This window comes from Massilia sp. LMS1-1-1.1 (genome assembly GCF_040815535.1).
GTDB classification, from domain to species: domain Bacteria; phylum Pseudomonadota; class Gammaproteobacteria; order Burkholderiales; family Burkholderiaceae_D; genus Janthinobacterium; species Janthinobacterium aestuarii.
In genome coordinates, this window is record NZ_JBFPNG010000001.1 from 1,012,492 (window position 1) to 1,033,876 (window position 21,385).

The following is a 21,385-nucleotide window of genomic DNA, read 5'->3' on the forward strand; positions in this document are numbered from 1 at the left end:
AGTATTTCAGTACAAGGAAAAGCATGAACCATATTCGCCGCACCCTGCTCGTCGCCGCCACCAGCCTGGCCTTCGCCACCGCCGCCCACGCCAAGGACCCGAAAGAACTCGTCATCGGCACCAGTTCCGGCCCGTATTCGGACCAGCTGAAACTGGGCATCAAGCCTATCCTGGAAAAACAGGGCTACAAGGTCAAGATCGTGGAATTCAACGACTACGTGCAGCCGAACTACGCGCTGGCCGAAGGTTCGCTGGACGCCAACGTGTTCCAGCACATCGTGTATCTGACCAAGTTTGCCACCGATAACAAGCTGCCATTGAGCCCCTTGATCACCGTGCCGACCATGCCGATCGGCCTGTACGGCGGCAAGCAAAAGTCCCTGGCGGAAGTCAAAAACGGCGCCACCATCACCATGCCGAACGACCCGACCAACCAGGCGCGCGCGCTGGTCATGCTGGCCAAGATGGGCTGGATCAAACTGAAACCGAACGTCGACCCGTTGCGCGCTTCAGAGCGCGACGTGCTGGAGAACCCGAAGAAGCTGAAACTGGTGCCGCTGGAAGCGGCGCAGCTGCCACGCTCGCTGGCGGACGCCGACTACGCTTTCGTCAACGGCAACTTCGCCCTGGCCGCCGGCATGAAGCTGACGTCGGCCCTCGCCGTGGAAAAGATCTCGGACAGCTACATCAACCTGGTGGCCATCCGCACGGCCGACAAGGCCAAGCCATGGGTCAAGGACCTGGAAGCGGCCTACCGCTCGCGCGCCTTCCTCGACGCGACGAACAAGTATTTGGCCGGCTACGAAAAGACGGACTACCAGCTGGCGCTGGAAAAGACGCTGAAAAAATAAGGCAAAGCACTGCACGCAAAAAAACGGCCAGGTTCGCACCTGGCCGTTTTTTTATTGTCCACGCCGCGTGGGCGCAGCCGGTCAATGCTTAGAAACGGTAGCCGACGCCGACACCGATCAGGACAGGATCAACCTTGACTTCGCTGATCTTGGCGCCACCGGCCATTACGTCGCTGCGGATCTGCACTTTCTTGATGTCGAAGTTCAGGGACCAGTTTTTGTCCAGCTTGTAGTCGACACCGGCTTGCAGCGAGTAGCCCCAGCTGTCATGTTCCAGACGGCCGGCGCCGTTCAGCAATTTCACGTCCGAGATATTCGTGTAGTTGATGCCGGCACCCACGTAAGGGCTGAACTGTTTTTCAGGCATGAAGTGGTATTGCAGCGACAGGGTCGGCGGCAAATGCTTGAAGGTACCGATCTTCGTGCCGGACAAGGTGACGTCATGCTTTTGCGGGTAGGTCAGGATCAGCTCGGCAGCGATATTCGGGGTGAAGAAATACGAAATATCAATTTCGGGAATCGTCTTGCTGCTGACATGGATCGTGTCCGATGCACCAGTGCCAAAGACCGGCGTGGATTTGTTGGCCGGATCGAGGTGCACGGCGCGCGCACGGACCAGCCATGGGCTTTCCTGTGCCATTGCGTTGCCGGCGAATGCGCCGATGGCGGCCAGGACGATTGCTGCTGCAGTTGCGGACTTTTTCATTCTAGTTCCCTCTTTTTGTCGTTAAGTAACGCTGCGAAGTCTAAGAGTGCAGTGCAACAAAAACTTTGATCCACATCAAATAGTGCTAGATGGCATCACTAGAGGCATTTTTTCCTTTGCCCAGGTCAAGAAAATGCGGCAATGCAGCGTGAGCGCTTGCATGGCCTCCATGTCGGCGCGCAATGCCGGCATATGTTGCCCGCCACGCAATCACTACTTGCGCCGATGTCACTGGTTGGCAGGTCAGCTAGCCAGCATAATATTTCCAGTTCGCACGATACAAATGAGAATAGTAATGATTATCATTTGCGATATAATGAATGACCTCGCTAGGCGATTACAAAAGGAATGGGAGACATGGATATATTGAGGGAACTGCGTGAATCGGGCTTGAAAGTGACCATCCCCCGCTTGCGGATTCTGCAGCTGTTTCAAGAAGGCACGATCAAGCACCTGAGTGCGGACGATGTCTACAAACTCTTGCTGGCCGAAAAGATCGACGTGGGCCTGGCCACCATCTACCGCGTGCTGATGCAGTTTGCCGAAGCGGGCATTCTGTTTCGCCGCCACTTCGAATCGGGCCACGCCGTCTTCGAACTGAACGAAGGCCAGCACCACGACCACCTGGTCTGCACGGGTTGCGGCAAGGTCGATGAATTCGTCGATGAAGGCATCGAACTGCGCCAGAACGAAATCGCCGCCGAGCGGGGCTTCGTGTTGCACGAGCACGCGCTGTCGCTGTACGGCACCTGCGCCGAGTGCACGGCGAAGAAAGTCCCGCCGCGCAAGCCCTCCTGATGCAGCGCGCAAGGTAGCGTCTGGCAAGCCAGCTGCGCTACACTGCGTACGTCGCCGCTCGATAAAGGACAAGCATGTACATCGGAGAAATCGCCCGCCTGGCGGGCACCTCGCCCAAGGCCTTGCGTCACTATGAAGCGCTGGGCTTGCTGGGGGACGTGCGCCGCTCGGGTGCATATCGCGTCTACACGCAGCAAGACCTGGCGCAGGTCAAGCTGATACGCCAGGCGCAGGTCCTGGGCTTCCGCCTGGCCGAACTGCTGCCCGTCCTGGCCGGCGACGATACCGACTGGGCCGCCCTGTCGCAGCACATCGCCGCCAAGCGCGCGCAGGTGCAGCAGGATATCGCCCGCCTGCGCCAGCTCGACGCGCAATTGGCCGACATCGACACGGAGATCGGCGACTGCCTGGCGCGCCAGCGTCTGCAAGAGGCCGCTTGACTCTGCCACTAGGGGCAGGCTTTAGCATGCAAGCTCTTCTTTAACGGACAGCGTGCATCATGACCAAGACGACACCCAAGCGCATTTTGATACTCCTCGGCCACCCGTCCAGCGACAGCTTTTGCGCCGCCTTGGCCGATGCCTACGCCGCCACGGCCCGCAGCGAAGGCCACACCGTGCGCGAGCTGCGCCTGGGCCAGCTCGACTTCGATCCCATCCTGCACGAAGGCTACCGCCAGGTACAGCCGCTGGAAGCGGACTTGCTGGCGGCCCAGGAAGCCATCAGCTGGGCCGAACACCTGGTGTTCGCCTACCCGATCTGGTGGGGCGGCGCGCCGGCCCTGCTGAAGGGTTTTGTCGACCGCGTCTTCCTGCCCGGCTACGCCTTCAAGTATCGCCCGGGCAAGGCATTCCCGGCGCAGCTGCTGTTGGGCCGCACGGCCCAGCTGCTGGTGACGATGGACACGCCGCCCTGGTATTTCCGCTGGGTCTACCGCATGCCCGGCATCCACCAGCTGCGCAAGACGACGCTGGAATTTTGCGGCATCAAGCCCGTCAAGGTGGCCAGCTTCGGTCCCATTTTGAACGCCACAGAGCCGCAGCGCGCGCGCTGGCTGGAACAGGCGCAGGCGCTGGCCCGGCGCCTGTAGGTTGCTTGCCATGCTGCCATCTTGCATACGGTTTTGACAAGCTGGTAATCAAGCCGTCATATTCAAAGGCTACCATGATGATATTGCCTGTTTGTCAGTCGCCTTGCTCTCGCGACAACAAGGGTCCGACCGTCATCTAAAGGTAGCCGCTGTGGAGTTCAACGCTTCTCGATTGCATCTTCCCCGTTATCGCACGTCCGTGGCGTCCGACCTGTGCATCGCCACGGAATCCGTGCAGGCCGACGCCAGCAATTTCGCCGTGCTGGAACTGTTCACGGAACGGCGCGACATGATGAGCCTGCCCGTCACGGAACAGCACAAACCCATCGGCTTGATCAGCCGTAACATCTTCATGTCGCAAATGTCCAAGCCCTTCTATCACGAGGTGTACGGCAAGAAGAGCTGCATCGCCTTCATGGACAAGGAACCGCTGATCGTCGACGGCGCCATGAGCATCGAAGACCTCACCTTCCGCGCCGTGGAAGCGGGCGAGAAGGCGCTGGCCGACGGCTTCATCATCACCGAGGATGGCGCGCTGGCCGGCGTGGGCTTCGGCTTGCAGCTGATGAACGTGGTCGCCACCATGCAGGCGGAAAAGAACCGGCAGATCATGCACAGCATCGATTACGCCAGCGTGATCCAGCGCGCCCTGCTGCGCACCTCCGATGCAGAACTGCGCGCCACCCTGCCCGACGCGCACCTGGAATGGCAGCCGCGCGACGTCGTCGGCGGCGATTTCTATTTTTTTGAACGCCATGCGGGCGGCTGGTTCGCCGCCATCGCCGACTGCACGGGCCACGGCGTGCCGGGCGCCTTCATGACCCTGATCGCCTCGTCGGCCCTGAGCCAGGCCCTGCGCGAACTGGGACCGCACGACCCGGCCGCCCTGATCGGCGCCGTCAGCCGCGCCATCAAGACCTTGCTGGGCCAGGATGGCGCCAGCACCGGCCACCACGCCGGCTCGAATGACGGCATGGATTGCGCCTTCCTGTGCTACGACACGGCCAGCGCCAGCCTGCGTTTCGCGGGGGCGAAACTGGCGCTGCACGTGGTGGCGCCCGGCGAAGAGGCCGTGCGCGCCATCGACGGCGCGCGCATGGGCGTGGGCTATGTCGACACGCCGGCCGGCTACTGCTGGCACAACGAGACGCTGGCCATACCCGCCGGCAGCCTGCTGTTCCTCACCACCGACGGCTTGCTCGACCAGATCGGCGGCGCGCGCGACATCGCCTACGGCAAGCGGCGCATGCGCGAGCAGCTGCTGGCGCAGCGCGACGCTCCCGCCGGCGACGTGGCGGCGGCCCTGCTGCAGGATAGCGCCGCGTGGCAGGGAGCGCAGCCGCGCCGCGACGACCTGACTTTTTTCTGTTTCCGCCTGTAGTTTTGGCGCCATCGCGCCACCTTATCAACAAGAAACCGGGACACCGGCTAGCCAGGAGCACGGACGTGCTGTACGAAGAATTCAACGAGTTTTGGGATGTGGCCCGCAAGCGCAACATCATCTTTTTTTACGTGGGCTATTTCTCGCAGCACGTGGTGAACGCCATTTCCGAAACCATCAAGGCGCGCCTCGACACGGCCGGCGCGGCAGGACCCACGCGGCGACGCATCTTTTCCTCGTTCATCGAGATGTCGCAAAACATCATGCACTATTCCGCCGACAGCCTGACCCCCGATGCGCAGCTGGACCAGCAGATGCGGCGCGGCTCGTTTTGCATCGGCACGCGCGGCGACAGCTTTTTTCTGCTGTGCGCCAACCCCGTCTCGACGGACAACGTGGCGCAGATCCGCGCCCGCCTGGAGCCGCTGCACACGATGACGATGGAAGAAATCCGCCTCGCCTACAAGAAGGCCCTGCGCGAGGAAGCGCCGGCCGACAGCAAGGGCGCGGGCCTGGGGTTTCTCACCATGGCGCGCGACGCCAGCGAGCCGCTGGAATTCGAATTCGTCCAGGATCCCCAGGAGCCGGGCCACACCATCTTCTGCATCAAAGCCATCATTTGAAAGAGCCGACTCAGGAAAGCATATGCAATTACCGTCACCACTGTTCATCGCCGCGACCCCGAGTTCGCCCGAAATCGACTTCCGTTTCGAGCAGCACACCCTGTCGATCAAGGGCGAGTCGTATCCGGAAAACGCGGCCGCCTTCTATGGCCCGCTGATCGCCGCCGTGCGCGCCTATCTGGAAGGCTGCCGCGAAGCAGCCATCACCGTCAACGTCTCGCTGGCCTACTTCAACAGCTCGAGCACGAAGATGCTGTTTACCCTGTTCGACACCCTGAACCAGGCGGCCGTCGATGGCAACCAGGTACGCCTGAACTGGTACCACGACGAGGACGACGACACTATCCTGGAATTCGGCGAGGAGCTGCAGCAGGACTTCACAGCGCTGGACTTCCACGACCATCCCGTGCAGGGCAGCTAGGACATGCGCGCCGCCCTCTCCGAGTCCGGCCTGGAGCCCGACCTGTTCACCGTGGAAGCGGCGGCGCTGGCTGCCGCGCGCCGCATGCACGCCGACGCCAATGCCTCGGGCGCGGAACAGCGGCGCGTGCTCGGTGAACTGATCATCCACTACGAGCGGCTGATGCGCGAGACGCGGCGCCTGATCGGCCGCAGCGACCGCGCCGAGCGCGACATGCATCTGCTGAACCGCCAATTGCAGACCCTGGCCGGCCAGCTCGAATACCGCGCCACGCACGACCCGCTGACGGGCGCCCTGAACCGCGGCGCCGTGATCGACCACGCGTCGCGCTGCCTGGCGCAAGGCGACATGGCGCTGATCGTGCTCGATATCGATTTATTCAAGCAGGTCAACGACGACTTCGGCCACCCGGCCGGCGACGGCGTGATCCAGGCCGTGGTCGACTGCCTGAAGGGGCTATTGGGACAGGAAACGGCCATCGGCCGGGTCGGCGGAGAAGAGTTTTCCGTCGTCTGGCCCACCTCTTCGCGCGACGACGCGGCGCAAGTGGCGCAGCGCATCTGCGAGACGGTCGGCCGCCAGCGCCATGCGGCGCCCATCACGCGCGCCATCACCGTCAGCGTGGGCCTGAGCTGGAACCGTGCCGGCACGCCGTTCGAGACGGCCTACAGCCATGCGGATCAGGCGCTGTACCAGGCCAAGCGCGAAGGACGCAACTGCGTGCGCCAATGGCTGGAGAGCTGAATCAGCGCAGCTGCTCGCGCGCCATGCTACCGTCGCGGCGCATGGCGGCCGCTGCGCGCTGCATGGCCGCCACCTGCGCCTCGGGCAATTGCTTGTTGCAGGCGAGGTAAGTTTGCACGCGGTTGAAGGTCAGCAGCGGCACCACCTTGCCCTCCCACTCCTTGCCGACGAAAGGCTTGCTGCCCACCGCCATGCCGACGGCCCACAGGTCGATACGCCCCAGCAGCAGCTTTTGCGGATTGAGCCACTCCTGCGTCACGGGCGCCACGTTCATGCCGCGCTGGCGCAGGTAATCGTCGCGCGCGTCGCCAAGCACCGTGCCGATCACCAGGCCGCGCGCATCGGCCAGCGTGCGCAAGGTGAGGTGCCGCTCGGCCAGGCCATACAGTATCCATTCCGCTTCGTTGAGGGGGCCGATCCAGCGAAATTGCGCTTCGCGTTCCTGCGTGCGGCTGGTGGAAAAGATGCAGGTGTCGGCTTCGCGCAGCGCCTGCGCATACGCGCGCTTCCACGGCAGCAATTCGATGCTGTAGGCGATACCGGCGCGCGCCATGATGTCGCGCACCTTGAGCGTTTCACGCCCCACGACGACATTGCCTTCCATCATGCTCGATGGCGGCAAATGCTCGCCGACGATGCGCAGGCCGGCCGCGGCGGCCAGCGCCGGCATCAGCAGCGCCGCTGCCAGCAGCCGTGCCATGCTTGCTTGTTTCATGCTTGCTTTCTTCTGCTACAGGGGATTCAAGCCGATGTTACCATCGGCCCGCAGCGGCATCGCCGCATATGGGCAATTCAATCAACTATTTTCGGCAACGTGGCAACAAGCCAACGCCGGCAGAACGTCATGCGGGCGGGGATGGGAGGAAAAGTAACTGGCGGAAAACAGTAGGAGTCGAACCTACGGGAGAACGTCTGACGCCCTCCACCGGGTTTGAAGCCCGGCCACATCACCGGATGAGTGTGCTTTCCGCGGTGCCTGAGCTAGCTGTTGGGCGAGGCTGCCGTATAGGACCACAGCGCTTGCGGGCGCAATAGATGCCCATTGCCAACACGGCGAGTATAACCGACGCGGTCAAAGAATTCCAAGACCTGGATCGCCCGCTTGCGGCCCAGGCCGCTGGCGTCGCGGAAGGTGGCCGCACCGACGGCGCCGGCACCGGGCGACAGGCCTTCGCCCAGCTCCGCTTTTTCGGTCAGGGTGCGTACCAGTTGCGCCAGCTCGGCCAGCGCCGCCTGGTGATAGAACAGGTCGTGCACGACCTGGCTGATCTGGCCTGCCTTGGCAAGTTTGCGCAACAGCCTGCGCGTCTCGTCCTCGGCCAGGCCGAAGCTGCGCGCCAGGTCGCGCGTCCATGGCGGATCGGCTCGCCCCTGCTCCAGCGCGGCCAGCAAGGGTTCGGCCACCGATTGCTCCTGCGGCGTCAGTTCCACGCTGTGCGTCGGCAAGTGCAGGCTGGCACCGCGCGCGAGGATCTCGCCGCGCGCCAGCAAGCCTTCGACCAGATGGCTCCACAAGGCGTCTTCCATCTCCGCGTCGACGATGCGTTTCAGCCGCCACAGTTCCGGCCCCGCCTCGTCGGGTGCGCGCGCGTGGAAGTTTTCCAGTGCGGCCAGCACCCGCTCCTGCAGCGCCAGCAACGCCGGCGGCGCCACCAGCAAGGCGTCGCCGCCGCGCAGGGCGATGCGCCGCGTGTCGGGCGGCAGCGCCAGCGCGTCCGCCGGCAACAGGGACAGGCGCACCAGCAGCGACTCGCGCAGCCCCAGCGGGCTTTGCGCCAGCAGGGCCGCATAGTCGCCGTGCGCGATGAAGGCGGCCAGCGCATCAAGCCAGGCCAGCCTGGCCGGACTGCGCCGCTTGCGCGCGGGACCAAACGGATCGAGTACCATGCCGCCGCCCACCGTCTGCGTGGCTTGCGCATTGCGCACGACGAAGCGGTCGCCCGGCACGCCGTGCATGGGGGCGTCGAACACCAGCTGTACTCTTCCCGTCTGTCCCGGCGACAGGGTCTCGCCATCGAGCATGACGGCGCGCGCCAGCTGGTGCGCCGCGCCCAGGTGCACGTGCAGCGGCGACCAGGCTTTCAGCTGCACGCCCGCGTCGGGCAAGAGCGTCAGTTCCACGTCGAGGCGCTCGGAGCACTGCGCCAGCTCGGGCGCGACGATCCAGTTGCCCCGCTCGATGCGCTCGCGGTCGATGCCGGCCAGGTTCAGCGCCAGGCGCTGGCCCGCCATGCCCGTCTCGGCCGCGCGGTTCTGCGCATGGATGCTGCGCACCCGGGCCTGCGCGCCGCCGGGCGCCAGCTGCAGCATGTCGCCCACCTGCGCGCGGCCCGCCAGCGCCGTGCCCGTAACGATGGTGCCCTGGCCCGACAAGGTGAACACGCGGTCCACGCCCAGGCGGAACAAACGCCGCTCGTCGCGCTGCGGCAGGCTGCGCGCCACTTGCGTCAGGTGTGCCAGCAAGGCGGCCACGCCGGCATCGTCGTCGCGGTTGGCGGCAGTGGGAAAGATCGGGCTGCCCGCCAGCGGCGTGCCGGCCAGCAGCGCTTCGATGTCAAGCTCCACCTGCGCGACGCGGGCGCTGTCGGCGCGGTCGATCTTGGTCAGCGCCACGGCGCCGCGCGTCACACCGAGCAGCTGCAAGATGGCCAGGTGCTCGTGCGTCTGCGGCATGACGCCATCGTCGGCCGCCACCACGAGCAGGGCGAAGTCGATGCCCGTCACGCCGGAAGCCATGGTGCGGACGAATTTTTCGTGGCCCGGCACGTCGATCACGCCCAGCACCGTGCCGTCCGCCAGCGGCAGGTAGGCATAGCCGAGCTCAATCGAAATGCCGCGCGCCTGCTCTTCCTTCAGGCGGTCCGTGTGCACGCCCGTCAGCGCGCGCGTGAGGGTGGTCTTGCCATGGTCGATATGGCCTGCGGTGCCGACGATCATGCGGACAACTCGGCGAGCTGCGCGATGAAGACCGTCTCGTGCGCCGCTTCCAGGCAGCGCAGGTCCAGCCACAGGGTGTCCTGGCCGATGCGCCCGATCACGGGGCACGGCAAGGCGCGCAAACGCTGTTCCAGCACACCCAGGGGATTGCTCAGGCGCGAGGCGGGCGCGCTGCGAATGGCCAGACCAAAACTGGGCAGCTGGTCGACGGGCAAGGCGCCGCTGCCGATCTGGCTTTTCATGGCTTCGGCGGTGGCCACATAGTCGGCACCGAGTACGCTTTGCAGCAGCGGCAGCACGGTTTCCGCCTGCGCGCGCATGGCGGCGGCGGGACGCGTCAGCAAACGCAAGGTGGTCAGCCGTTCGGCCAGCAAGTCCGGCGCGCGGTACAGCTGCAGCACGGGAGCCAGTGCGGCCAGGGTCAGCTTGCCGACCCGCAGTGCACGTTTCAATGGGTTGCGCTTGATCTTCGCGATCAGATCGGCGCGCCCGACGATGACGCCGCACTGCGGGCCGCCCAGCAATTTATCGCCGCTGAAGGTCACCAGGTCGGCGCCCGCTTCGATGGTTTCGCGCACCGTCGTTTCATGCGGCAGACCGTACTGCGCCAGGTCGACCAGGGTACCGCTGCCCAGGTCCACGGCCGTCGGCACGCCGTGTTTTACGGCCAACGGCACGAGTTCATCGAGCTCCACGCTTTTCGTGAAACCGGTAATCGCGTAATTGCTGCAATGGACCTTCATCAAGAGGGCCGTGTTCTCGTTCACGCCATGCGCGTAATCGGCCAGGTGCGTGCGGTTCGTGCTGCCCACTTCGCGCAGCACGGCGCCCGCGCGCGTCATGACGTCGGGGATGCGGAAGGCGCCGCCGATTTCCACCAGCTCGCCGCGCGAGACGACGACCTCTTTATTCTGCGCCAGGGTATTGAGCATCAGCAGCACGGCGGCCGCATTGTTGTTGACGATGGTGGCCGCTTCGGCCCCCGTCAGTTCGCGCAGCAATTCCTCGACCAGGTCGTCGCGGTCACCGCGCTTGCCCGTTTCCAGGTCAAATTCCAGATTCATCGGCCACTGCAGCGCTTCCACCACGGCCTGCACGGCCGTATCGGGCAGCAAGGCGCGGCCCAGATTCGTATGCAGCACGGTGCCCGTCAGGTTGAAGACGGCGCGCAGCTGCGGGCGCGCTTGCGCTTGCAACCGCTCATCCATTTGCGTGGCGATGGCGGCGATCGATGCGCCCTCCTCGCACACTGCGCCCGCCAGCATGGCCGTGCGCAGTTCGGCCAGCACGGCGCGCGCGCAGGCCAGGGTCTGCACGCGGCCATAGCGCGCGATCAGGGCCAGGCAAGCCGCGTCGCCCAGGATGCGGTCTACCGACGGCAGGCGCACGGTTTGCCCCGTCGTCATGACGGCTGATCCGGGCTTTTGCCCAGCCACAGCAGCGGATTGCCGCTGGCGCGCTGGTAGCCCGCTTCACCCACCAGCAGGTCGAGCATCAGGCTGGCCAGGTCGTCGGCCAGCGGTTCGACGTTGTAATCGTGTTCCTGGTTGAAGACCTTGCGGTAGGTGTGGCAGTCGTCGCAGGTTTCCGCGCGCGCCACCTTCTTCGGATCGTTCGCCTTGTTCGGCAATTTGTCGTCCTTCGCCGTCACGGGGTCGAACGGCTTGGCGTCGGCCGCGTCCAGGCCCTGGTAGGCGATCTTGCCATTCTGTTCGCAAGTCGAGCACTTGACGCGCACCATATGCCATTCGCTTTCGCAAATGCCGCAGTGCAGGTAGCGGTAGCCCTGCGACTGGCCGCCGATGCGGATCACACTGGCGACCGGATGCGAACCGCAGACGGGACACAGGGTGCCCGTTTCCAGGTCCGGCACGCGCGCGGCGCGCAATTCGCTGGCCGACACCGACCACAGGATTTGCAGGGCGGCCGCGACGAATGGCGCATGCATGGGATTGAGGTTGTCGCCGTTTTCATCGAGCACGGCATCGGCGCAGGCGTCCAGCGCTTGTGCATCGAGCGCGCGCAGCTGGGCCAGCACCTGGGTCAGGCCGCCGGACAATGCCGGCTGGCTTGCCGCCGTGGCGGCCAGTTCATCGAGCAGGCTGGCGAAAATGTCGCGCCAGACGGGTGGGCGGGCGCCGCTGACGGGCAGCACCGGCATGCGGTGCTGGATGGCGCGGCGCAGCGCGTCGGGATCGGCGGCAGGCACGGCGCCGGGCGCCAGTTTTCCCACCACGGCCGCCTGCGCATCGGCCAGCGCGGCCATCAACACCAGGTAGCCCTGCATGCCCGCGTCGACGGGGATGCCCTTGATGTTACCTTGCGCCAGTTCGCGCAGGCGCAAGGCGCGCGCCGTAAACAGGCTGCCAGGCTGCGGCAGCAGCAGGCGCGGAATCGCGTTGTGGTCCAGGCCTTCGATTTCGCCTGGCTGGAGTATGCGTTGTACCAATGGAGTTTTCCCATCAAAAAAGCACAGCATGGCCAGCGGAGTTGGCTGTGCTGTAAAAAGTATTTTAATCGATACAGTCATCGCAAGCCGCAAAGTAAAACAGGGGTCAGACCCGACGGGTCTGACCCCAGCTTTTGCACTTGGGGCAAAACGTACCCTAACTGCCTACTTTCTCGTATTGCGGATCACCGATTCAAACCACTTCGGATGGTGCTTGCGCGCCCAGCCGTAGGTGACGGTGCCGCGCACCATGGCGCCGATCGAGCCCTTGACCCACAGGGCCGCGTAGATGTGCACGATGATGGCGCAGATGATGGCAAACGCGCAACCGGCATGCAGCAAGGCGGCAAAGCGCACCACGTCGATCGGGAAATAGAACGCGAAATACGCGCGCCAGATCACGATCCCCGACAGCAGCAAGCCGATCATGCTGGCCAGCAGCACGAAGAACAGGATCTTCTGGCCGGCATTGTATTTGCCGATCTTCGGAAGCTTCTCTTCGCGGTTGTTGAGCACGTCGTCCATCTGTTTCAGCCACTGCTTGTCGCCGTCCTCGAACTTGTTGTGGTGCCAGAAGCGCACCACGAGGATCGCGAACGAGACGAACATCACCAGGCCGGCGAACGGATGCAGGATGCGCGTCCATTGCCCGCCGCCGAACAGGTTCGCCAGCCACGCCATCGACGGATGGAACATGGCCAGCCCGGACAGGGCCAGCATGACGAAGGTGATGGCGGTCACCCAGTGATTCGTGCGCTCGTTCGGGTTGTAGCGTTCGATCAAGGGATTGCCATCCTTGTCGCGCAGCTTGCCATCATGCAGATCACTGTGGCTCATGGTCTTCCTCCCGTATGCGCTTGGCCTCTTCCAGCGCTTCGTGCTCTTCGTCCTTGCTCACTTCGTTCGGACCGACACGCGTGTAATGGAACAGCCCTGCCAGGGCCGTGGCGGCCATGCCGGCCACCGCCAGCGGCTTGGACCAGCCCTTCCAGAAGCCCACCATCGGGCTGATGCGCGGGCGTTCCGGCAAGTTCGAATACAGCTTCGGCTTGTCGGCATGGTGCAGCACGTACATCACGTGCGTGCCGCCCACGCCCAGCGGATCGTACAGGCCAGCGTTCTCGAAACCGCGCGACTTCAGGTCAACGATGCGTTCTTCCGCATGCACCTTCATGTCTTCCTTGGTGCCGAACACGATGGCGCCCGTCGGACACGTTTTCACGCAGGCCGGTTCCTGGCCCACGGCCACGCGGTCCGAGCACAAGGTGCACTTGTAGGCGCGGTCGTCCTTTTTCGAAATGCGGGGCACGTCGAAAGGACAGCCGGCCACGCAGTAGCCACAGCCGATGCAGTTTTCCTGGTGGAAGTCCACTATGCCGTTCGTGTACTGCACGATGGCGCCCGGAGCCGGACAGGCTTTCAGACAGCCCGGATCCTCGCAGTGCATGCAGCCGTCCTTGCGGATCAGCCACTCGAGGTTGCCGTCGTTGTTTTCGTGTTCGGCAAAACGCATCACCGTCCACGATTGCGGCGTCAGGTCCGTCGGATTGTCATAGGTGCCATGGTTTTCGCCGACTTCGTCACGCAAGTCGTTCCATTCCATGCACGCCGTCTGGCAAGCCTTGCAGCCGATGCACTTCGACACATCGATCAGCTTGGCCACCGTGCCCGTCACCGGGGTACGCGCTTGCGGCGGCGTCACCGTGGTGGCGGACAGGCGCCGGATATCTAAGGATTGCAGTGCCATTATCGATCTCCCATCATGCTTTTTCCACCTTCACGAGGAAGGACTTGAATTCCGGTGTCTGCGAATTCGCATCCCCCACGCCCGGTGTCAGGGAATTAATCAGATACCCCGGCTTGGCCACGCCCGTAAAGCCCCAGTGCAGCGGCAGGCCCACGGTATGCACCTGCTTGCCTTCGATCTTCAAGGCCTTGATGCGCTTGGTGACGACGGCCTTGGCGATGATGTGGCCGCGCTTGGACGTGACACGCACCTTGCCGCCGGCAACGACGCCGATACTGGCCGCCAGTTCCTCGCCGATTTCCACGAACTGTTCCGGCTGGATGATGGCATTCAGGCGTGCATGCTTGGTCCAGTAATGGAAATGCTCGGTCAAACGGTAGCTGGTCGCCACGTGCGGATATTCCTCATGCGTGCCGAACAGCTTGCGGTCGTCGGCAAACACGCGCGCGGCAGGATTGCTGGTCGCTTGCGGGTTTTTCGGATGCATGGGGTTGTAGCCGAGCGGATTTTCAAACGGCTCGTAATGCTCGGGGAACGGACCTTCGGCCATGGCGCCACGCGCAAAGAAGCGCGCCACACCCTCGCCCAGCATGATGAACGGCCCCATGCCGTTTTCCGGCGGTTCATCGACCTTGAAGTCGGGAATATCGGCCCCGCTCCAGTTGGTGCCATTCCACTCAATCAGCTTGCGGGTCGGGTCGAAAGGCTTGCCCTTCAAGTCGCACGAAGCGCGGTTGTACAGCACGCGGCGGTTCGCCGGCCACGCCCAGGCCCAGCCCAAGGTCTGGCCGATGCCGGTCGGGTCGCTATTGTCGCGCCGTCCCATCTGGTTGCCCGCCTGCGTCCAGCTGCCAGCGAAAATCCAGCAACCGCTGGTGGTCGTGCCATCGTCGCGCAATTGCGCAAACGAGGCCAGCTGCTCACCCTTTTTCACCAGCAGCTTGGTCGGATCCTTGGGATCGTACAAGTCGGCCAGTGCCTTGCCGTTGAATTCGCGGGCGATTTCTTCGGGCTGCGGGTTATGCGGCTGCGCATAATTCCACGTCAGGTTGACGATAGGATCGGGGAACTTGCCGCCCTCTTTCTGGTACATGCTGCGCATGCGCAGGAACAGGCCCGACATGATCTCGAGGTCGCTGCGCGCCTGGCCCGGCGGTTCGGCCGCCTGCCAGTGCCATTGCAAGACGCGCGAGGAACTGACAAGCGAACCGCGCTCTTCGGCGAAGCAGCTGGTCGGCAGGCGGAACACTTCCGTCATGATCTTGGTCGGATCGACTTCGTGGTACTGCCCGTGCGCCTTCCAGAATTCGCCCGTTTCCACGGCCAGCGGATCCATGATGACGAGGAACTTCAGCTTGGACAGCGCTTCCGTGACCTTCTGCTTGTTCGGCGCGGACGCCAGCACATTGAAGCCCTGGCAGATATAGCCCGTCATCTTGCCTTGGTGCATGTTCTCGATCGCTTGCATCAAGTCGTACGGCTTGTCGAGCTTTGGCAGGTAGTCGAAGGCGTAGTTGTTGTCCGCCGTGGCAAAGTCGCCCCACCACGTCTTCATGAAGCTGACGTGGAATTTGCGGTAATTGCTCCAGTAGCTGAGCTGGTTCGGCCGCAGCGGCTTGGTGGCGCGCGCGGCGATATAGCCATCGAAGTCCTGCTCGCTCTCGTTCGGCAAGGTCATGTAGCCCGGCAACAGGTTCGACATCAGGCCCAGATCGGTCAAGCCCTGGATGTTCGAGTGGCCGCGCAAGGCGTTCATGCCGCCGCCGGCGATGCCCATATTGCCCAGCAACAGCTGCACCATGGCGCCCGTGCGGATGGTTTGCGCACCGGTCGAGTGATGCGTCCAGCCCAGCGCGTACAGGATGGTACCGGCGCGTCCCGGCACGGCGGTCGAAGCCAGGGCTTCCGCCACCTTGTGGAACTTGTCGGCCGACACGCCGCACGTACGTTCGACCATCTCGGTCGTGTAGCGTGCGTAGTGCTTCTTCATCATCTGGTAGACGCAGCGCGGGTGTTCCAGGGTCGGATCGACCTTGGCATAGCCGTCTTCGCCGATCTCGTAATCCCAGGTGGCCTTGTCGGTGTACTTGCCTTTTTCCTTGTCGAAACCCGAGAACAGGCCGTCCTCGAACGCATAGTCTTCGCGCACGATGAAGGGCATGTCCGTGTAGTTGCGCACGTACTCATGCTGGATCTTGTCGTTCGTCAGCAGATAATTGATGATCGCGCCGAGGAAGACGATGTCCGTGCCGGTACGCGTGGCGCAATAGTAATCTGCCACGGATGCGGTACGGGTAAAACGCGGATCGACAACGATCAGCTTGGCCTTGTTATGCGCCTTCGCTTCCGTTACCCATTTGAATCCGCAAGGATGTGCTTCTGCTGCATTGCCGCCCATGACCAGGATCACGTCGGCATTCTTGATATCGACCCAATGATTCGTCATCGCGCCACGGCCAAACGTCGGGGCAAGACCTGCCACCGTCGGTCCGTGTCATACACGCGCCTGATTATCAAAAGTCAGCATCCCCATGCTGCGCACTGTCTTGTGGGTCAGATACCCGACCTCGTTGCTGCCGGCGGACGCGGCAAGCATGCCGGTGGAGAGCCAGCGGTTGACGGTCTTGCCGTCGGCATTCTTTTCGATCAGGTTGGCGTCACGGTCATCCTTCATCAGGCGCGCGATCTTGTCGAGCGCCACATCCCAGGAGATCGGTTGCCATTCCGTGCCGCCCGGTGCGCGGTACTCGGGCACTTTCAGGCGGTTCGGGCTGTGGATGAAGTCGACCAGACTGGCGCCTTTCGGGCACAGGGTGCCGCGGTTCACCGGGTGATCGGCATCGCCTTCCACGTGGATGATGCTGGAGACGGCATTTTTCGCGCCGTCGCCCAGTCCATACAGCAGGACGCCGCATCCTACCGAACAGTAGGGACAGGTATTGCGTGTCTCGGTCGTGCGAGACAGCTTGTATTGCCGCACTTCCGCCATCGCCTGGCCCGGTGCGAAACCGAGCAGGGCGAGGCTGGAACCAGCAATGGTCGCGCCAGTTACCCGAAGGAACTGGCGCCTGGACATCTGAACCATATTCAGGCCTCTATGATGTGAGTAAATAAAAGTCATACGGCGCCGTAGTCGTGTCATATCACCAAGATATAAGCACCATGCCTGTGCCGTATGACATCATTTTACCCCTCAATCCCGATCAAGGCTCAGTTCGCCGGAGAAAGTTTCCTTTAGTCAACGTTAATTTGACGGTACCGAACGTTCCCTCTAAACAATGCCAGCCTGCCCCGCGCGCTTGCACATCGCTACCCACCCATGAAAAAAACCCGCTCGCAAGCGGGTTTTCGGGAACAGAAAAAAGTTACAGGCTGTAGCGCAAAGTCAGCGCCACATTGCGCGGCGCGCCCGGCAGACTCAGGTTCGGGCTGGAACCGTGGCCCGAGACGATGTAGCGCGTGTCGCCGATATTGTTGACGTTCAGCTGCACTTCATAGCGGCCCGTGCGGTACGCGGCCATGACGTCGGCCGTCACGTAGCCTGGCAGCACCACCGTGTTGCCCTGATTGGCGAAGCGGCTGCCAACGGCATTCGCGCCACCGCCCACCGTGAAGCCGTGGCCCAGGTCTTTCGTCACCCACAAGTTGGCCATGTTGCGCGCCGTCAAAGTAGCGCGCTTGCCCTTGATGGCGACGGCGCTCGGCGTCGTCGTGCCCGGCGCATTCACGCTGCGGTCGACGGCGATGGAGTCGGTGATGGTGGCGTCCAGCCAGGCGTAGCCGGCCATCATTTTCCAGCCATCGTGCAAGTCCGCGTTGAAGGTCAGTTCCAGGCCATCGGTGCGCTGCGTGCCGACAGGCACGATGCGGTTCGTGATCGGGTCGCTGGTCTTGATATTGTTGCGTTCCAGGCGGAACAGCGACACGGTGGCGTTGGCGCGGCCGCCCCACAGCTCATACTTGGCGCCCACTTCCGTGTTGCGCGTGGTTTCCGGCGCCAGGTCGGCATTATTCGCGGCCAGGGCGAAGTTTTCGCCGCTAGGCTGGAACGAGCGGCTCCACGACGCGTAGTACGACTGCGTCGCGCCCGGTTGCCAGACGAGGCCGGCGCGGGGGCTGTAAGCCGAATCCGTGCGCGACAGATTGGCCGTCGTCACACCAAGCGCATTGGCCAGGCGCGACTGCTGCTTGTAGCGGTCGTAGCGCAGGCCGGCCAGCGCCTTCCACTCATCGCTGATGCTGATGGCGTCCTGCACGTAGGCGGCGGCCGTGTCGTAGGTACCGAAGGTATCGCCGCGCACGCCCAGCTTGCTGCGGTTAACCTGCGGCAGGACGGGATGGAAGATCGACACATTCGTCGCCACGACGGTCGATGCCCAGCTCGACGCATCCTTGTTTTGCTTGCCGAATTCGGCGCCGTACAGCACTTCATGGCGCAAGGTGCCCGTGACCAGCTTTTGCGTCAGTTCCGTCTGGTTGAACCAGCCGCTTTCGTCACGGTTCAGCTTGGCGTGACCGAGGCTCATCGTGCCCTTGACTTCGTTGACGTTGCCGGAAATATTCGTGTTGTTGCGGTCCAGGTGGTAATCGTAGTAGCGGAAGGCATTGCGCAGCGACAAGCTATCGCTGAACTTGTGCGTCAGGGTGGCGGCCGTGGACACGACGCGCGACTGGCTGAAGTCCGCATCGCGGGCATTCGCGGCGCCAAAATAGGTGCGCGCATCGACGGCGACGGGACGGCCCTGGTAGGACGGGATGCCGAAGTCCGTCAGGCGGCGGTCTTCCAGGTAATCGCCCTGCAGCAGCAATTTGGTGGCGCCGGAGAGGCGGATGGCCACGGAAGGCGACAGCGCCGTGCGGTTGATAAATTGCTGGTCGCGGTAACTGTCCGACAATTCGCGCGCGCCCGTGAAGCGCCAGTCCACCGTCTCGCCGACACGGCCCACGTCGACTTCGCCGCGGCGCCCTGCCGTGTTGGTCAGGCTCAGGGCCACGTCCGTGATGTCCACGCCCGGCTTCTTAGTGATGCGGTTCACCAGACCACCCGAGGAACCGCGGCCGTACAGCACGGCGGCCGGTCCCTTGATCACTTCCAGGCGCTCCACATTCGACAGGTCGCGGAAATACAGGGCGTCATCGCGGAAGCCGTCGACGAACTGGTCGCCAATGGCCGTGAAGCCGCGGATGAATATCTGGTCGCGCTGGCCGTCGCCCGTGGACAAGCCCACGCCGGGGATGTTCTTCATGATGTCCTGGATCGACATGGCATTCTGGTCGCGGATGACGGCGGCCGGCACCACGTTGATCGTCTGCGGCACGTCGCGCAGGGCCATTTCCGTCTTGGTGCCGCTGGCGGAGGTGGCGGCGACATAGCCATCCTTGTCCTTCGATGCCGTCACGGTGACGGCTGGCAAACTTTCCTGCGCCCAGGCCGCCAATGGCGTGGCGCCGAAGGTCATGGCGCCCAGTACGGCGATGGTGATCGGTTTGAATCCTGGCTTGCGACGTTGCTGCATACAATTCCCTGGTCGATGTTTTAATACGAATGATTATCATTAGTATTTTATCAGGCAAGCATGCCTAAAGTAAGCACTTCTGTAAGTGATAGTACTTATGGACTAGGTACTTGATGTAAAAACACAACAGGAAATCAATATCAAAAAATAATTAAAATTGCTTTGAAAAACTATTTCCCTGCGTCAATGCTATACTTGCGGCTTGCTGGGCAGCGGTCAGCCTGACCGACATGCCCCTTGCTTCACCTCCAACGCCACGCTCAGCGCGGCGCGCCGCACAGCCATCACGCGGCACCCGAAGACCCCGATCCCCTGCGCCTTGCGGCGCCTGTCCGCCCCTGCTGGCGGCGGCGATCATGACTATTAAACTGTTAGGAATTACATGAAAAACCTGAACATCGGCAGCCGCCTTGGCGTCGGCTTTGCTGTCGTATTGCTGTTGCTTGCCGCCTTGACCATCACCGCCCTCGTGCGCATGCAAACGGCCAGCGACCTGACTTACCGCCTCATCAATACCAGCATCAAGAACCAGCGCATGGTGGCCGAATGGTCGAAGATCATTGAACTCAACAGCGTACGCGGCGTCGCCTCGTTCGAGATTACCGATCCTGTCGTGCGCGCCAAGATCGAGGAAGACTTGAAAGTCGATGCGGAGCGTTCCAGCAAGCTGCAGGACGACATCGTCGCCTCCCTGCTCAACCCGGCCGTGATCGAGCAATTCAAGGTCGTGCGCAAGGTGCGCACCGACTACGTGACGACGCGCGCGCGCGCCTTCAAGATGAAGGCCGACGGCGATATGGCGGGTGCCAAAGTCGTGTTCGACAAGGAAGTCGCGCCGATCACCGTGGCCTATCTGGCCGAAGTCAAGCGCTTTGCCACCATGCAGATCAAGGCTGCCGACGGCGTTGGCAACAGCATCATCGAAGCCTACAGCGGCACCCGTGTCTTCCTGATCACCATGGGCGTGCTGGCCGTGCTGATGGGCATCGGCTTCGCGTGGTGGATCACGCGCTCGATCACCGGCCCCATCCGCGCCGCCGTGAAAGTGGCGGAAACCGTGGCAGCGGGCGACCTGACCAGCACCATCACGGCGCAAGGCCGCGATGAAACGGGCCAGCTGATGCATGCTTTGAAAACCATGAACGACAGCCTCGTCGGCATCGTGGGCCAAGTGCGCAGCGGCACCGACACCATCGCCACGGCATCGGCGGAAATCGCCGCCGGCAACCAGGACCTGTCGTCGCGCACGGAGCAGCAAGCCAGTTCGCTGGAAGAAACGGCTTCGTCGATGGAAGAACTGACCTCGACCGTCAAGCAAAACGCGGACAACGCGCGCCAGGCGAATAAACTGGCCGGCGACGCGGCCGGCATCGCCAGTCGTGGCGGCGCCGTGGTGGCCGAAGTGGTCGCCACCATGAGCGAGATCAATACCTCGTCGAAGAAGATCGTCGACATCATTTCCGTCATCGACGGCATCGCCTTCCAGACCAACATCCTGGCCTTGAACGCAGCCGTGGAAGCGGCGCGCGCCGGCGAACAGGGCCGCGGCTTCGCCGTCGTGGCAACGGAAGTGCGCAACCTGGCGCAGCGCTCGGCAGCGGCGGCGAAAGAAATCAAGGGCTTGATCGACGACTCCGTGCAAAAAGTCGACGTGGGCACGGACCTGGTCGACAAGGCCGGCAAGACGATGGAAGAAATCGTGCAAAGCATCGGCTTCGTCACGTCCATCATGAGCGAGATCAGCAACGCCAGCGAAGAGCAGAGCGCGGGCATCGAGCAAGTCAACCAGGCCATTTCCGAAATGGATCAAGTGACCCAGCAAAATGCGGCGCTGGTGGAAGAAGCGTCGGCAGCGGCCGAAGCGATGCAGGAACAGGCGAGCGAACTGGCGCAGGTGGTCAGCGTCTTCCGCCTCGATGCCAATGCGGCGGCGACCGACCGTTTCAGCGCCAAGGTGGCGCAGCGCAGCGCGCCGGCCACTCCGACAACTGCGGCCGCACCAGCCCGCAAGGCCTCGGCCCCTGCCCTGCGCCTGCCCGTGACACGCACCAGCAGCAAGGCAACGGCACCGGCCGAAGGCGAGTGGGAAGAGTTCTAAATTTTCTTCAGCAAGCCCTGCGGC

At 63.2% G+C, this 21,385-nt stretch carries 18 protein-coding genes and 1 tRNA gene; 9 read left to right on the top strand and 10 right to left on the bottom strand.

Translation table 11 applies throughout. The annotated features are described in order from the left end of the window. Positions 1-23 precede the first annotated feature (23 nt). Entirely contained in the window at positions 24-851 is an 828-nt protein-coding gene (locus MRBLMS1_RS04615) for a MetQ/NlpA family ABC transporter substrate-binding protein (protein ID WP_485878104.1), read from the top strand. An 88-nt stretch (positions 852-939) separates the two neighbouring features. Here MRBLMS1_RS04615 and MRBLMS1_RS04620 read toward each other — a convergent pair whose 3' ends face one another. Continuing rightward, positions 940-1,557, bottom strand: coding sequence for an OmpW/AlkL family protein (locus MRBLMS1_RS04620; RefSeq protein WP_139089810.1), 618 nt, complete (start codon positions 1,555-1,557; stop codon positions 940-942). Between the two features lie 357 nt (positions 1,558-1,914). Between MRBLMS1_RS04620 and fur the strand changes: the two genes are divergently transcribed. The 7 genes from fur to MRBLMS1_RS04655 all read left to right on the top strand — a co-directional run bounded on the left by fur (position 1,915) and on the right by MRBLMS1_RS04655 (position 6,614). Further along, on the top strand, positions 1,915-2,355 hold the full coding sequence (gene fur / locus MRBLMS1_RS04625) for a ferric iron uptake transcriptional regulator (RefSeq protein WP_035820181.1): 441 nt from the start codon (positions 1,915-1,917) through the stop codon (positions 2,353-2,355). 74 nt (positions 2,356-2,429) lie between these two features. Continuing rightward, positions 2,430-2,795, top strand: a complete 366-nt coding sequence (locus MRBLMS1_RS04630; RefSeq protein ID WP_046683991.1) for a MerR family transcriptional regulator — start codon at positions 2,430-2,432, stop codon at positions 2,793-2,795. A gap of 59 nt (positions 2,796-2,854) precedes the next feature. Beyond that, positions 2,855-3,445, top strand: coding sequence for an NAD(P)H-dependent oxidoreductase (locus MRBLMS1_RS04635; RefSeq protein ID WP_331777905.1), 591 nt, complete (start codon positions 2,855-2,857; stop codon positions 3,443-3,445). 172 nt (positions 3,446-3,617) lie between these two features. After that, complete coding sequence (locus MRBLMS1_RS04640) at positions 3,618-4,826, top strand: SpoIIE family protein phosphatase (protein ID WP_181878060.1); 1,209 nt, start codon at positions 3,618-3,620, stop codon at positions 4,824-4,826. Between the two features lie 65 nt (positions 4,827-4,891). Continuing rightward, entirely contained in the window at positions 4,892-5,449 is a 558-nt protein-coding gene (locus MRBLMS1_RS04645; RefSeq protein WP_034756676.1) for a SiaB family protein kinase, read from the top strand. A 22-nt stretch (positions 5,450-5,471) separates the two neighbouring features. Beyond that, on the top strand, positions 5,472-5,870 hold the full coding sequence (locus MRBLMS1_RS04650; protein ID WP_070305130.1) for a DUF1987 domain-containing protein: 399 nt from the start codon (positions 5,472-5,474) through the stop codon (positions 5,868-5,870). Between the two features lie 3 nt (positions 5,871-5,873). After that, a complete protein-coding gene (locus MRBLMS1_RS04655; protein ID WP_046683987.1) occupies positions 5,874-6,614 on the top strand; it encodes a GGDEF domain-containing protein in 741 nt (246 codons plus the stop codon). A gap of 1 nt (position 6,615) precedes the next feature. Here MRBLMS1_RS04655 and MRBLMS1_RS04660 read toward each other — a convergent pair whose 3' ends face one another. The 9 genes from MRBLMS1_RS04660 to MRBLMS1_RS04700 all read right to left on the bottom strand — a co-directional run bounded on the left by MRBLMS1_RS04660 (position 6,616) and on the right by MRBLMS1_RS04700 (position 19,263). Further along, on the bottom strand, positions 6,616-7,329 hold the full coding sequence (locus MRBLMS1_RS04660; RefSeq protein ID WP_485878108.1) for a substrate-binding periplasmic protein: 714 nt from the start codon (positions 7,327-7,329) through the stop codon (positions 6,616-6,618). A gap of 158 nt (positions 7,330-7,487) precedes the next feature. After that, positions 7,488-7,583: transfer RNA gene (locus MRBLMS1_RS04665), tRNA-Sec, on the bottom strand. A gap of 12 nt (positions 7,584-7,595) precedes the next feature. Beyond that, entirely contained in the window at positions 7,596-9,551 is a 1,956-nt protein-coding gene (selB, locus tag MRBLMS1_RS04670) for a selenocysteine-specific translation elongation factor (protein ID WP_485878110.1), read from the bottom strand. Then, positions 9,548-10,957 carry an L-seryl-tRNA(Sec) selenium transferase gene (gene selA / locus MRBLMS1_RS04675; protein ID WP_485878112.1) on the bottom strand — a complete coding sequence of 470 codons (1,410 nt, stop codon included), beginning with the start codon at positions 10,955-10,957 and terminating at the stop codon, positions 9,548-9,550. Before selA ends, selB begins: the two co-directional genes overlap by 4 nt. Beyond that, complete coding sequence (gene fdhE, locus MRBLMS1_RS04680; RefSeq protein WP_485878114.1) at positions 10,954-12,030, bottom strand: formate dehydrogenase accessory protein FdhE; 1,077 nt, start codon at positions 12,028-12,030, stop codon at positions 10,954-10,956. The genes selA and fdhE overlap by 4 nt, the downstream gene beginning before the upstream one ends. A 135-nt stretch (positions 12,031-12,165) precedes the next feature. Further along, the gene (locus tag MRBLMS1_RS04685) at positions 12,166-12,837 is read right to left on the bottom strand and encodes a formate dehydrogenase subunit gamma (protein ID WP_139089816.1); all 672 of its coding nucleotides are present in this window, start codon (positions 12,835-12,837) and stop codon (positions 12,166-12,168) included. Then, complete coding sequence (gene fdxH, locus MRBLMS1_RS04690; RefSeq protein ID WP_128142584.1) at positions 12,824-13,747, bottom strand: formate dehydrogenase subunit beta; 924 nt, start codon at positions 13,745-13,747, stop codon at positions 12,824-12,826. The genes MRBLMS1_RS04685 and fdxH overlap by 14 nt, the downstream gene beginning before the upstream one ends. Positions 13,748-13,760: 13 nt before the next feature. Next, entirely contained in the window at positions 13,761-16,832 is a 3,072-nt protein-coding gene (gene fdnG / locus MRBLMS1_RS04695; RefSeq protein WP_485878116.1) for a formate dehydrogenase-N subunit alpha, read from the bottom strand. Positions 16,833-17,112: 280 nt separating this feature from the next. Continuing rightward, the gene (locus MRBLMS1_RS04700; RefSeq protein ID WP_485878118.1) at positions 17,113-19,263 is read right to left on the bottom strand and encodes a TonB-dependent receptor; all 2,151 of its coding nucleotides are present in this window, start codon (positions 19,261-19,263) and stop codon (positions 17,113-17,115) included. Positions 19,264-19,645: 382 nt separating this feature from the next. Here MRBLMS1_RS04700 and MRBLMS1_RS04705 point away from each other — a divergent pair, with 382 nt between their 5' ends. After that, positions 19,646-21,361 carry a methyl-accepting chemotaxis protein gene (locus MRBLMS1_RS04705; protein ID WP_485878120.1) on the top strand — a complete coding sequence of 572 codons (1,716 nt, stop codon included), beginning with the start codon at positions 19,646-19,648 and terminating at the stop codon, positions 21,359-21,361. Positions 21,362-21,385: the final 24 nt, after the last annotated feature.

Coding starts and splice junctions, on each gene's coding strand:
- selA (WP_485878112.1), bottom strand. CDS start 10,957: ATGACGACGGGGCAAACCGTGCGCCTGCCGTCGGTAGACCGCATCCTG.
- fur (WP_035820181.1), top strand. CDS start 1,915: ATGGATATATTGAGGGAACTGCGTGAATCGGGCTTGAAAGTGACCATC.
- MRBLMS1_RS04655 (WP_046683987.1), top strand. CDS start 5,874: ATGCGCGCCGCCCTCTCCGAGTCCGGCCTGGAGCCCGACCTGTTCACC.
- fdxH (WP_128142584.1), bottom strand. CDS start 13,747: ATGGCACTGCAATCCTTAGATATCCGGCGCCTGTCCGCCACCACGGTG.
- MRBLMS1_RS04620 (WP_139089810.1), bottom strand. CDS start 1,557: ATGAAAAAGTCCGCAACTGCAGCAGCAATCGTCCTGGCCGCCATCGGC.
- MRBLMS1_RS04685 (WP_139089816.1), bottom strand. CDS start 12,837: ATGAGCCACAGTGATCTGCATGATGGCAAGCTGCGCGACAAGGATGGC.
- MRBLMS1_RS04700 (WP_485878118.1), bottom strand. CDS start 19,263: ATGCAGCAACGTCGCAAGCCAGGATTCAAACCGATCACCATCGCCGTA.
- selB (WP_485878110.1), bottom strand. CDS start 9,551: ATGATCGTCGGCACCGCAGGCCATATCGACCATGGCAAGACCACCCTC.
- MRBLMS1_RS04660 (WP_485878108.1), bottom strand. CDS start 7,329: ATGAAACAAGCAAGCATGGCACGGCTGCTGGCAGCGGCGCTGCTGATG.
- MRBLMS1_RS04635 (WP_331777905.1), top strand. CDS start 2,855: ATGACCAAGACGACACCCAAGCGCATTTTGATACTCCTCGGCCACCCG.
- MRBLMS1_RS04630 (WP_046683991.1), top strand. CDS start 2,430: ATGTACATCGGAGAAATCGCCCGCCTGGCGGGCACCTCGCCCAAGGCC.
- MRBLMS1_RS04705 (WP_485878120.1), top strand. CDS start 19,646: ATGAAAAACCTGAACATCGGCAGCCGCCTTGGCGTCGGCTTTGCTGTC.
- fdhE (WP_485878114.1), bottom strand. CDS start 12,030: ATGCTGTGCTTTTTTGATGGGAAAACTCCATTGGTACAACGCATACTC.
- MRBLMS1_RS04650 (WP_070305130.1), top strand. CDS start 5,472: ATGCAATTACCGTCACCACTGTTCATCGCCGCGACCCCGAGTTCGCCC.
- MRBLMS1_RS04615 (WP_485878104.1), top strand. CDS start 24: ATGAACCATATTCGCCGCACCCTGCTCGTCGCCGCCACCAGCCTGGCC.